Here is a 12238-nt window from a genome sequence, read left to right on the forward strand (position 1 = left end):
CCGTCCATCAACGCCACGTACGGCTTCGAAAACCCCGCGATCCGCGCGTTCAACCGGTACTCGTCCCGCCAGAAACCCGCCGAACCACCCCCACCAGCCCGCGCGTCCTCATAGATCGCCCGGATGTCACCCCCCGCACACAACCCCCGCTCACCCGAGCCGGAGAGGACCACGGTGTGGATGTCGTCGTCGTGCTCCCAGGCGGTGAGCGCCTCGTCGATGCGCGCCACCATGGTGTGGGTGAGGGCGTTCAGGGCCTTGGGCCGGTTCAGGGTGAGATGGCCCGCCCGGCCTTCCGTGCGGATCAGGACCTCCGGTGAGCCGGTGCCTCCGGCCGGGGCCGTCATCGCAGGTTCTCCGTCAGCCCGCGCGCCACGATGAGCCGCATGATCTCGTTGGTTCCTTCCAGGATCTGGTGCACCCGCAGGTCGCGGACGATCTTCTCGATGCCGTACTCGCTGAGGTAGCCGTAGCCCCCGTGCAACTGGAGGGCCCGGTCGGCGACCGTGTAGCCGGTGTCGGTGGCGAACCGCTTGGCCATCGCGCACAGCCGCGGGGCCAGCGGGTCGCCCCGGTCCAGCGCCTCCGCCGCCTGGCGGACCAGGGCCCGGGCCGCGGCCAGTTCGGTGGCCATGTCGGCGAGCCGGAACTGCAGTGCCTGCGCGTCCAGCAACCGGGCTCCGAAGGCCTCCCGGTCGGCGAGGTGGGCGAGGCTGCGGTCCAGGGCGCTCTGGGCGCCGCCGAGCGAGCACGCCGCGATGCCGAGCCGGCCACCGTTGAGGGCGTTCATCGCGATCCGGAATCCGTCGCCCTCGGCTCCGAGCCGGCGGTCCGCGCCGATCCGCACGCCGTCGAGCACGACCTGGCGGGTGGGCTGGGCGTTCCAGCCCATCTTGCGCTCGTTGGGTCCGAAGGAGAGGCCAGGGTCGCCGCTCTCCACGACGAAGGCCGAGATCCCGCCGGAGCCCGCGCCGCCGGTGCGGGCCATGACGAGGTAGACGTCCGCGGCGCCCGCACCGGAGATGAACTGCTTGACCCCGGTGAGGAGGTAGCCGTCCGCGGTGCGTTCCGCGCGGGTGCTGAGGCCCGCGGCGTCGGATCCCGCGCCCGGTTCGGTCAGGCAGTAGCTCCCCAGCGTCCCGGCGGAGCACAGGCCGGGCAGCCAGCGCTCGCGCTGGCCGGGGTCGCCGTAGCGGTCGATCATCCAGGCGACCATGTTGTGGATGGAGAGGTATCCGGCGATGGAGGGGCAGCCGGTGGCCAGGGCCTCGAAGACGAGGACGCCGTCGGCACGGCCGAGGGCCGAACCGCCGTGTTCCTCCCGTACGTAGACGCCGCCGAGGCCGAGGCCGGCCGCCTTGCGGATGACGTCGACCGGGAAGTGCTTGTCCTGGTCCCACGCGACGGCGTACGGGGAGAGCTGCTCCTGGGCGAAGTCGAGGGTGACCTCGGCCAGCGCGAGCTGATCGGGTGTCAGGGTGGTGGTCACGGGCTCAGCCCATCGTGGGGATGGTGAAGCTCGCGCCCTCCTTGACCCCGGAGGGCCAGCGCGAGGTGACGGTCTTGGTGCGGGTGTAGAAGCGGATCGAGTCCGGTCCGTGCTGGTTGAGGTCGCCGAAGCCGGACCGCTTCCAGCCGCCGAAGGTGTGGTAGGCCACCGGGACCGGGATGGGCACGTTGACCCCGACCATGCCGGCGCCCACCCGGCGGGTGAAGTCCCGGGCGGTGTCGCCGTCCCGGGTGAAGATGGCGACGCCGTTGCCGTACGGGTGCTCGGTGGGGAGCCGCAGTGCCTCGGCGTAGTCCGCGGCCCGTACGACGGACAGCACCGGGCCGAAGATCTCCTCGCGGTAGATGCGCATGGACGGTGCGACGCGGTCGAAGAGGGTGGCGCCGGCGAAGAAGCCGTTCTCGTGTCCGGGGAGGGTGAACCCCCTTCCGTCGACGACGAGTTCGGCACCCTCGTTGACGCCGATGTCCACGTAGCGGCGGACCCGGTCCAGGGCGTCGCGGCTCACCAGGGGACCGAAGTCGGCTTCCGGATCGTCGGAACGGCCGATGCGCAGGGTGGCGATGCGCTCCTTCAGCCTCGCCACCAGGGCGTCGGCGGTCTCCTCTCCGACGGGCACGGCCACGGCGATGGCCATGCAGCGCTCGCCGGCCGAGCCGTATCCGGCGCCGATCAGCGCGTCCACGGCCTGGTCCAGGTCGGCGTCCGGCATCACGATCATGTGGTTCTTGGCGCCGCCGAAGCACTGGGCGCGCTTGCCGCGGGCGGCGGCGGTGGCGTAGATGTGCGCGGCGATCGGGGTCGATCCGACGAATCCGAGCGCTTGGACCCGGGGGTCGTCGAGGAGGGTGTCGACGGCTTCCTTGCCGCCGTTGACCACGTTGAGCACACCGGGCGGGAGTCCGGCCTCCAGGAAGAGTTCGGCCAGCCGCAGCGGTACGGAGGGGTCGCGCTCCGAGGGCTTGAGGATGAAGGCGTTGCCGCAGGCGATCGCCGGCGCGGCCTTCCACAGCGGGATCATCGCGGGGAAGTTGAACGGGGTGATGCCGGCGACGACGCCGAGGGGGACGCGCAGCGAGTGCACGTCGATTCCGCCTCCGGCGTTGTCGGTGAACTCCCCCTTGAGCAGGTGGGGAATGCCGGCGGCGAACTCGACGACTTCCAGGCCGCGTTGCAGGTCGCCGTGCGCGTCGGCGACGGTCTTCCCGTGTTCGGCCGACAACAGGCGGGCGAGGGCGTCACGTTCGCCCTCGACGAGCTGGAGGAACCGCAGCAGGACGCGGGCGCGGCGCTGCGGGTTCCACTCGGCCCATTCGAGCTGCGCGCTTGCCGCGTCGGCGATGGCCGCTTCGGTGTCGGCGCGTCCCGCGAGGGGGACGCGGGCCTGGACGGTGCCGGTGTTGGGGTCGTACACGTCGGCGAAGAGGCCGGAGGTTCCGGCGGTGTGCTTGCCGCCGATGAAATGGGTGAGTTCGCGGACCATGGGGTGCCTGCTCTCGTCAGGTGGGATCCGGGGATGGCACGGCGGGCCGGCGGCCGCACCGGGTGGGGTGCGCCGCGTGACGGGCCGGGGGACGGGCCGCCGCAAGGGCGGCCGAAGAGCCGGGTCGCGCGCCTCGGGGCGTGCCGGTGCGGTCCGCGGCTCACCGGGCCGTCGCCGGGCGGCGGGCCGGGTGTCGCGGGCCGGGCATGTCGTGAGGGGCGTGGCCCGGGGCGTCACTGGCGGATCGTTGCGGCCACGCGGACGCGGTACGTTCCGGAAGGTCTGCCCTACGAGCGCGCGGGGGTTGCCGCTCGCTCCGCCGGATCACCTGGGTCGTGGGTACGGACCGGTGCCATGCGTGTCTGCTCCATCCTCGTGGACAACACGGAACGTTCCGCGGCCGGTAACCTGACTCCCGGATCTCCGCGTGCCGCCCGTCCACCCGGCGCGTTCGCCGGTGGCGCGGGAGGGCAGCACGCTCCCCGGTCACAGTGGCGGGACCGTGCCGGATTCACACCGGCTTCCCTGCACCGCGGACCTTGTGCCCCGAACATATAGTTGGACGTCCTAGTAAGTCCAGCCCCTCCCCCGGGCGTCGTCCGGACGGCCCCGGGCCGTGTTCAGCCGCGCTCGGGCGCGACCGGGTACGGCACGAAGGTGCTGCTGTTCTCGTCCACGGCCAGCGCGCGGCCCAGCGGAGGCACCGCCCGCTGCGGGCAGTCGAGGCGTTCGCAGAGCCTGCAGCCCATCCCGATGGGGGTCGCGGCGGAGACGTTGTCGAGGTCGATGCCGTCGGAGTAGACCAGGCGCGGGGCGTGCCGGATCTCGCAGCCGAGGCCGATCGCGAAGGTCTTGCCGGGTTCGCCCCAGCCGCCGCGGTGGCGGGTGACGGCCCGCGCGGTCCACAGGTGGCGCTGCCCGTCCGGCATGGCGGCCACCTGGACGTGGATGCGGCCGGGCGCGGCGAAGGCCTCGTACACGTTCCACAGCGGGCAGGTGCCGCCGGCGCGGGAGAAGTGGAAGCCGGTGGCCGACTGCCGCTTGGACATGTTCCCGGCGCGGTCGACCCGGACGAAGGAGAAGGGGACCCCGCGCAGCCGGGGGCGCTGGAGGGTGCTCAGCCGGTGGCAGACGGTCTCGTAGCCCAGGCCGAACTGGTCGGTGAGCCGTTCGATGTCGTAGCGGAACTCCTCGGCCGCGGCGTGGAAGGCCGCGTACGGGAGGATCAGCGCGGCGGCGAAGTAGCTGGCGATGCCGATCCGGGCCAGGCCGTGCGCGGCGGATCCGGCGGAGAAGTCCTCGGCGGCCAGCCCGTCCAGTTCCGTGCCGTGTTCGAGGAGCGCGAGCTGCGTGGCCATCCGGAAGGCCTGCTGGCCGGGGCGCAGACGCCCTGACAGGTGCAGGACGCGCGCGGCGCCGTCGTAGTGGTGCAGCCGGTCGGAGTCGGCCGCCAGGCGGACGCCGTGCCGGTCCGCGAGGCGGCGGGCGAGCGCGCCGACGACGTCTCCGGGGCGGATGCCGATCTCGCGGGCCAGCCCTTCGGCGGCGAGGTCCGTGTCGTGCAGGTAGTTCTGCCGCCGGTAGAAGAACTCGCGGATCTCCTCGTGGGGGGAGCGCGGCGTTCCGGCTCCGCCCTCGCGGCCCTCGGCCGTCCCGGCGAGGCGTTCGGCCAGCAGCTGGCCGCGCCGCCCCAGGTCCAGCAGGACCGCGGCGACGGCGGGCATCCGGGTGGCGAGTTCGGCCAGGTCGGAGGCGGAGACGCGGGCCTCGGCCACTTCCCCGGCGAGGGCCTCGCGCAGGTCGGCGACGAGGCGGCTGGTGTCGCGCTCGGAGAAGAAGCCGGGGTCGACTCCGAACGCCTCGGTGAGGCGCAGCAGTACGGGCACGGTGAGCGGCCGGGAGTCGTGCTCCATCTGGTTGAGGTAGCTGGGCGAGATGGCCAGGACCCGGGCCAGGTCGGCCTGGGTCATCCGGCGCTCCTCGCGCAGCCGGCGCAGCCGGGCCCCCGCGTACGTCTTGCTCACCGGTCTCCTCCACGGTCGGACAGGACCGTCAGACTACGTGCGCCGCCCCCGCCGGGGAGCTTCGCAAGCTTGGCAGTTTCGGCTGGGAAGATTCGCAGACCTTGGCAGCCGTACCTCCTTGTTGGCACCCGGTGCCAGTGCCAGAGTCGTTCCTGCGGCCCGCCGGAACCGGTAGCCGGGACGGACATCCGATCCCCGATTCATGCCCTGATTACGGTGGTCGGTCCCGTCCTGCCCTGCGCATCGGCAGCATTGCTCAGCTCCGGCCCACGGGGCCGGTTCGGCGGCCGCACCTCATTCTCAGGCACAGGGTGCCAGCGCCCGGATCCGTGCCGGGCGCCTTGGCAAGACACGCGACGGATGGAAACGGTGATGGTCATGGCAGAGGCGAACACGACGGTGACGGCCCGGCAGCTGGCGCAGCGGTGGGCCGACGACCCGCGCTGGGCCGGCATCGAGCGCACCTACACCGCCGAGGACGTGGTCCGGCTCTCCGGCAGCGTCCGGGAGGAGCACACGCTGGCCCGGCGCGGCGCCGAGCGGCTGTGGCGCCAGCTCCACGAGCGCGACTACGTCCACGCGCTCGGCGCCCTCACCGGCGGACAGGCCGTCCAGCAGGTGCGGGCCGGACTCCAGGCCATCTACCTGTCCGGATGGCAGGTCGCCGCCGACGCCAACCAGGCCGGTCACACCTACCCGGACCAGAGTCTCTACCCGGTCAACTCCGTTCCACAGGTGGTCCGCAGGATCAACAACGCCCTGCTGCGCGCCGACCAGATCGCGACCGCCGAGGGCGGCTCGGACACGACCGACTGGCTGGCGCCGATCGTGGCGGACGCGGAGGCCGGGTTCGGCGGGCCGCTGAACGCCTTCGAGCTGACCAAGGCGATGATCGCGGCGGGCGCGGCGGGCATCCACTACGAGGACCAGCTCGCCTCCGAGAAGAAGTGCGGCCACCTCGGCGGCAAGGTCCTCGTCCCCACCGCCCAGCACGTCCGCACCCTGAACGCGGCCCGCCTCGCAGCCGACATCGCGGACACCCCGACCCTGATCATCGCCCGTACCGACGCCCTCGCCGCCACCCTGCTGACCAGCGACGTCGACGAGCGCGACGCGGAGTTCTGCACGGGCGAGCGCACTTCCGAGGGCTTCTACCACGTACGGGGCGGCATGGCGCCGGTCATCGCCCGCGGCCTGGCCTACGCCCCGTACGCCGACCTGATCTGGGTGGAGACCGGCACCCCGGACCTCGCCCAGGCCCGCGAGTTCGCCGAGGCGATCCACGCGCGGTATCCGGACCGGATGCTGGCCTACAACTGCTCGCCGTCCTTCAACTGGAAGGCGGCTCTGGACGACGACCAGATCGCCAAGTTCCAGCGGGAGCTCGGTGCGATGGGCTACCGCTTCCAGTTCATCACGCTGGCCGGCTTCCACTCCCTGAACCACGGCATGTTCGACCTCGCCCGCGGCTACGCCGACCACGGCATGACCGCGTACGTCGACCTCCAGGAGCGGGAGTTCGCCGCCCAGGCCCAGGGGTTCACCGCCGTCAGGCACCAGCGCGAGGTCGGCACCGGCTACTTCGACCTGGTGTCCACCGCCGTCAACCCGGCCTCCTCCACCACCGCGCTCACCGGATCCACCGAGGAAGAGCAGTTCCACTAGGCCGGCGCCCCGCCGTTCACCGTCGGACGGCGCCCGGGAGGACTCCCCCGGGCGCCCGCCGCCCCACGCCAAGGAGCAGAACCGCATGTCACTCACGCCCCTGACCGGCCGTGTCCAGGTCCTCGGCGCACCGGGTGAGCGCCACGAGGAGATCCTCACCCCCGAGGCCCTGGCGTTCGTCGGCCGGCTGGACGCCGCGTTCGCGGACCGACGCCGGGAGATCCTCAAGGAGCGCCTGCGCCGGTCCGCCCACCTGGTCTCCGGCAGGCCCCTGGACTTCTCCCGCGCCACCGGCGCCGTCCGCGCCGACCCCGACTGGCGGGTCGCCCCGCCCGGTCCCGGGCTCACCGACCGCAGGGTGGAGATCACCGGTCCGCCGGAGCGCCGCATGGCGGTCAACGCCCTCAACTCCGGCGCCTCGGTGTGGATGGCGGACCTCGAGGACGCCACCTCCCCCACCTGGGCCAACATCGTCGGCGGGCAGCTCACCCTGCGCGACGCCGTCCACCGCCGCATCGACTTCACCACCCCCGAGGGCAAGGAGTACCGGCTCGGGGAGGAGCTCGCGACGCTCGTCGTGCGCCCGCGCGGCTGGCACCTCACCGAGGACCACCTGGAGATCGACGGCCGTCCCGTGCCGGCTTCCCTCGTCGACTTCGGCCTGTACTTCTTCCACTGCGCGCAGCGGCAGATCGACGCCGGGTACGGCCCGTACTTCTACCTCCCCAAGCTGGAGAACCGGTACGAGGCCCGCCTGTGGAACGACGTGTTCGTCTTCGCGCAGGAACTGCTGGGCATTCCCCGCGGCAGCGTCCGGGCGACCGTCCTGATCGAGACGATCACGGCCGCGTTCGAGATGGAGGAGATCCTCCACGAGCTGCGCGAGCACAGCTCCGGGCTCAACGCGGGCCGCTGGGACTACCTGTTCAGCCTGATCAAGACCTTCGGACACCGCACCGACTTCCAGCTGCCCGACCGGGCCGAGGTCACGATGACCGCCCCGTTCATGCGGGCGTACACCGAACTGCTCGTGCGGACCTGCCACCGGCGCGGCGCCCATGCCATCGGCGGCATGGCCGCCCACGTCCCCGGCCGGGACGCGGGGGCCGACGCCGCCGCCCTCGCCAGGGTGCGCCTCGACAAGGAGCGGGAGGCGGAGGACGGGTTCGACGGCTCCTGGGTCGCCCACCCCGGGCTCGTGCCGGTCTGCCGCGCGGTCTTCGACGGGGTCCTGGGGGGACGGCCCCACCAGCTGGAGCGGACGCGTGAGGACGTCGAGGTCACGGCCGCCGACCTGCTGTCGGTCCGCCGGACCGCGGCCCCGCCCACGGCGGAGGGCGTCCGCTCCAACGTGGCGGTGGCCCTGCGCTACTTCGACGCCTGGTTGCGCGGCAGCGGCGCCATCGCGCTGAACGGCCTCATGGAGGACGCCGCGACCGCCGAGATCGCCCGCGTCCAGATCTGGCAGTGGCTCCGCCACGACCGGGTGGACCGGAGATCGGTCACCGACCTCCTGGACGCCGAGTGCGCGGCCCTGGAGGCCGAGGATCCGCGGGCGCTCGTCCGAAAGGCGCGGGAGGTGTTCGTGGACACCGCGCTCTCCGGGCGCCTTCCCGCCTTCTTCACCCCCGAGGCCTACGGCCGACACCTCGTCCGCCGCGCCGCCGTGGCGGTGGGCGCGTGAGCGCCGCCGCGGGGCCCGCCCGCACCCCGGGCATCCGGCGCGTCGGAGTCGTCGGCGGCGGCCTGATGGGAGCCGGGATCGCCGAGGTGTGCGCCCGCGCGGGGCTCGACACCGTCGTCGCCGAGGCGGACGCGACGGCCGCCCGCGCGGCCGGCGAACGCGTCGCCGTCTCGCTGGAACGCGCCGTCCAGCGGGGCAAGCTCGACCGGATCTCCGCCGAGGACGCCCTCGCCCGGCTCGTCTTCACCGGCGACCTGGAGGACCTGGCCGACCGGCAGCTCGTCATCGAGGCCGTCACCGAGGACCCGGACGCCAAGACGGACGTGTTCACCGCCCTCGACAAGATCGTCGAGGACCCCGGGGCGATCCTGGCCACCAACACCTCGGCGATCCCGGTCATGCGGCTCGGCATGGCCACCGGGCGCGCCGACCGGGTGGTGGGCCTGCACTTCTTCAACCCCGTCCCGGTGCTGCCGCTGGTGGAGGTCGTCTCCTCCCTCCACACCTCGCAGGACACCGTCGACGCCGTCGAGGCCTTCGCCCGGGACGCCCTGGGCAAGACCACGGTCCGCTCCCGGGACCGGGCCGGCTTCGTCGTCAACGCGCTGCTGATCCCCTACCTCCTGTCGGCCGTCCGCATGGCCGAGTCCGGGTTCGCGAGCGCCGCCGACGTGGACGCGGGCATGGAGCTGGGATGCGCCCACCCGATGGGCCCGCTGAGGCTCGCCGACCTGATCGGCCTGGACACGGTCGCGGCGATCGCCGAGTCCCTCTACGAGGAGTTCAAGGAACCCCTGTACGCCCCGCCCCCGCTGCTCCGGCGGATGGTGCAGGCCGGGCTCCTCGGCCGCAAGAGCGGCCGCGGGTTCCACACGTACGGCCGGGACTGAGGCTCCCGGCAGGGCCCCGCCGGCGATCGAGGCGGGGTGAGGCGGGTCGGGGACGCGCGGACACGGTGGGGGTGGGGCGAGTGGTGTCGCCGCGCCCCCACCGCGTCTCGTTCCACCGTCCGATATCTGGACCGCTGTGTTCATCTTCGAGCCGGGCACCCTAGGGTGGCTCCCGCAGCTGGTTCGCCCCCGTCAGCCGGACGGGTCGCGTCGTAAGAGGGAACCCGGTGGAAATCCGGGACTGCCCCGCAGCGGTGAGTGGGAACGACCGCCGTCATACGCACTGGACCCGGGACGGGTCTGGGAAGCGACGGCCAGTAGGTGCCGGCCCAGGTGGCCGGCGCGCCCGCGAGTCCGAAGACCTGCCCGTTGCCCGCGCGCGATCGACCGCGCGCGGTTTCCCGGTGACCTCGTGGGCGGGTCGGCGTGCTTCAGGCGGGTCCTCCTCCCGTCGCGTACCAGCCGTACGCGACCCCGGCGGCCCGCCCGTTCCGGCACCCTTCGCGCCCTCGGCCCCACCGGGCCCATGGAGACACGCTCGCGAAGGAGAGTTCCGTGACCACCGAATCCGCAACCGCGGCAGTACGGGCCACCGTGTACGGCTACCCCCGGCAGGGCCGCAACCGCGAACTGAAGAAGGCCGTCGAGGGCTACTGGAAGGGCCGCGTCAGCGCGGAATCCCTCCGGGACACCGCCCGCGACCTGCGCCGCACCACCTGGCGGCAGCTGGCCGAGGCAGGCATCCACGAGGTGCCGACCGGCGACTTCTCGTACTACGACCACGTCCTGGACACCACGGTCATGGTCGGTGCGGTCCCCGCCCGGCACCGGGCGGCCGTGTCGGCCGACGCGCTCGACGGCTACTTCGCGATGGCGCGCGGCACGCAGGACGTGGCCCCGCTGGAGATGACGAAGTGGTTCGACACGAACTACCACTACCTCGTCCCCGAGCTCGGCCCGGACACGACCTTCACCGCCGACTCCGCCAAGCAGGTCGCCGAACTGACCGAGGCGCTCGCCCTCGGCCACACGGCACGCCCCGTCCTGGTCGGACCGGTCACCTACCTGCTCCTGGCCAAGCCCGCCCCCGGTGTCGCCGCCGACTTCGAGCCGATCACGCTGCTGGACCGGCTGCTGCCGGTGTACGCCCGGGTGCTGGCCGACCTCCGGGCCGCGGGTGCCGAGTGGGTCCAGCTCGACGAGCCGGCCCTGGTCCAGGACCGCACGCCGGCCGAGCTGAACGTCGCCGCCCGGACCTACCGGGAGCTCGGCGCCCTGACGGAGCGTCCGAAGCTGCTCGTCGCCTCGTACTTCGACCGTCTCGGCGAGGCCCTGCCCGTCCTGGCGAAGGCGCCCGTGGAGGGTCTGGCCCTCGACTTCACCGACGCCGCGGCGGCCAACCTCGCCGATCTCGCGGCGGTCGGCGGCCTCCCCGGCAAGCGCCTGGTCGCGGGCGTGGTGAACGGCCGCAACATCTGGATCAACGACTACCAGAAGTCGCTGACCACCCTCGGCACCCTGCTGGGTCTCGCCGACCGCGTCGACGTGGCCGCGTCCAGCTCCCTCCTGCACGTCCCGCTGGACGCCGACGCCGAGCGCGACATCGACCCGCAGATCCGCCGCTGGCTCGCCTTCGCCCGCCAGAAGACGGCGGAGATCACCACCCTCGCCCGGGGCCTGGCCCAGGGAACCGACGCGATCGCCGCCGAACTCGCCGCGAACCGGGCCGACCTGGCCTCCCGCGCCGCCTCGCCGATCACCCGCGATCCCGCGGTCCGGGCCCGCACCGAGGCCGTCACCGAGGCGGACGGCCGCCGTGCGCAGCCCTACGCCGATCGCGCGGCCGCCCAGCGCGCCCACCTGGGCCTGCCGCTGCTGCCCACCACGACGATCGGTTCCTTCCCGCAGACCGACGAACTGCGCGTGGCCCGCGCGGACCTGCGCGCCGGCCGCATCGACACCGCGGGGTACGAGGAGCGCATCAAGGACGAGATCCGCGAGGTCCTCTCCTTCCAGGAGAAGACCGGGATCGACGTCCTCGTGCACGGCGAACCCGAACGCAACGACATGGTGCAGTACTTCGCGGAGCAGCTCACCGGCTACCTGGCGACGCAGCACGGCTGGGTCCAGTCCTACGGCACCCGGTACGTGCGCCCGCCGGTCCTGGCCGGGGACATCTCCCGCCCCGAGCCGATGACCGTCCGCTGGACGACGTACGCGCAGGCGCAGACCGCCAAGCCGGTCAAGGGCATGCTGACCGGTCCCGTCACGATGCTCGCCTGGTCCTTCGTACGGGACGACCAGCCGCTCGGCGAGACCGCGCGCCAGGTCGGGCTCGCCCTGCGGGACGAGGTCAACGACCTGGAAGCGGCCGGGACCTCGGTCATCCAGGTCGACGAGCCCGCACTGCGCGAGACGCTGCCGCTGCGGGCCGACGGCCACGCCGCCTACCTGGCCTGGGCGACCGAGTCCTTCCGCCTCACCACTTCGGGCGTCCGGCCGGAGACCCAGATCCACACGCACATGTGCTACGCGGAGTTCGGGGACATCGTCCAGGCCATCGACGACCTCGACGCGGACGTCATCAGCCTGGAGGCGGCCCGCTCGCACATGCAGGTCGCGACCGAGCTCGCCGAGCACGGCTACCCGCGCGAAGCGGGTCCCGGTGTGTGGGACATCCACTCGCCGCGCGTCCCCTCCGCCCGGGAGGCGGCGGCCCTGCTCCGCAAGGCGCTGGAGGCCATCCCCGCCGAACGCCTCTGGGTCAACCCCGACTGCGGCCTGAAGACCCGCGGCTGGCCCGAGACCCGCGCCTCGCTGGAGCACCTGGTGACGGCGGCCCGTGAGGTCCGGGCGGAACTCCTCTCCTCCTGAGCCGGGTTGGGGCCGGGGGGGGGGGGGGGGGGCCCCCCCCCCCCCCCCCCCCGGGGGGGGGGGGGGGGCCAAACGCGGCCCTCCCAAAAACCACCCACCACCCCCCCC

At 73.0% G+C, this 12238-nt stretch carries 8 protein-coding genes and 2 riboswitches; of the genes, 4 read left to right on the top strand and 4 right to left on the bottom strand.

Features of this window, described 5'->3' with window-relative positions; all coding sequences use genetic code 11:
• The 4 genes from ACZ6S8_RS33375 to ACZ6S8_RS33390 all read right to left on the bottom strand — a co-directional run.
• On the bottom strand, positions 1-347 hold a 347-nt coding region (locus ACZ6S8_RS33375; RefSeq protein ID WP_469461342.1), incomplete at its 3' end, for an enoyl-CoA hydratase/isomerase family protein.
• Positions 344-1489: an acyl-CoA dehydrogenase family protein gene (locus ACZ6S8_RS33380; protein WP_469461344.1), complete on the bottom strand. Its 1146-nt coding sequence runs from the start codon at positions 1487-1489 to the stop codon at positions 344-346. The genes ACZ6S8_RS33380 and ACZ6S8_RS33375, both read right to left, overlap by 4 nt.
• A gap of 4 nt (positions 1490-1493) precedes the next feature.
• Positions 1494-2993, bottom strand: a complete 1500-nt coding sequence (locus ACZ6S8_RS33385; protein WP_469461345.1) for a CoA-acylating methylmalonate-semialdehyde dehydrogenase — start codon at positions 2991-2993, stop codon at positions 1494-1496.
• A 381-nt stretch (positions 2994-3374) separates the two neighbouring features.
• A riboswitch (cobalamin riboswitch) is annotated at positions 3375-3543 on the bottom strand.
• A gap of 70 nt (positions 3544-3613) precedes the next feature.
• Positions 3614-5017: a short-chain fatty acyl-CoA regulator family protein gene (locus tag ACZ6S8_RS33390; protein WP_469461347.1), complete on the bottom strand. Its 1404-nt coding sequence runs from the start codon at positions 5015-5017 to the stop codon at positions 3614-3616.
• 378 nt (positions 5018-5395) lie between these two features.
• Between ACZ6S8_RS33390 and aceA the strand changes: the two genes are divergently transcribed.
• From aceA to metE, 4 genes are all read left to right on the top strand, one after another.
• Entirely contained in the window at positions 5396-6682 is a 1287-nt protein-coding gene (aceA, locus tag ACZ6S8_RS33395) for an isocitrate lyase (protein ID WP_469461349.1), read from the top strand.
• Positions 6683-6767: 85 nt separating this feature from the next.
• Positions 6768-8366, top strand: coding sequence for a malate synthase A (gene aceB / locus ACZ6S8_RS33400; protein WP_469461351.1), 1599 nt, complete (start codon positions 6768-6770; stop codon positions 8364-8366).
• On the top strand, positions 8363-9256 hold the full coding sequence (locus ACZ6S8_RS33405) for a 3-hydroxybutyryl-CoA dehydrogenase (protein ID WP_469461353.1): 894 nt from the start codon (positions 8363-8365) through the stop codon (positions 9254-9256). The genes aceB and ACZ6S8_RS33405 overlap by 4 nt, the downstream gene beginning before the upstream one ends.
• Before the next feature lie 199 nt (positions 9257-9455).
• A riboswitch (cobalamin riboswitch) is annotated at positions 9456-9627 on the top strand.
• 184 nt (positions 9628-9811) lie between these two features.
• Positions 9812-12130 (top strand): 5-methyltetrahydropteroyltriglutamate--homocysteine S-methyltransferase, encoded by a 2319-nt coding sequence (metE, locus tag ACZ6S8_RS33410; protein WP_469461355.1) that lies wholly within the window; start codon positions 9812-9814, stop codon positions 12128-12130.
• Positions 12131-12238: the final 108 nt, after the last annotated feature.

The organism is Streptomyces sp. NPDC048461, assembly GCF_055587105.1.

Coding starts and splice junctions, on each gene's coding strand:
- ACZ6S8_RS33385 (WP_469461345.1), bottom strand. CDS start 2,993: ATGGTCCGCGAACTCACCCATTTCATCGGCGGCAAGCACACCGCCGGA.
- aceA (WP_469461349.1), top strand. CDS start 5,396: ATGGCAGAGGCGAACACGACGGTGACGGCCCGGCAGCTGGCGCAGCGG.
- aceB (WP_469461351.1), top strand. CDS start 6,768: ATGTCACTCACGCCCCTGACCGGCCGTGTCCAGGTCCTCGGCGCACCG.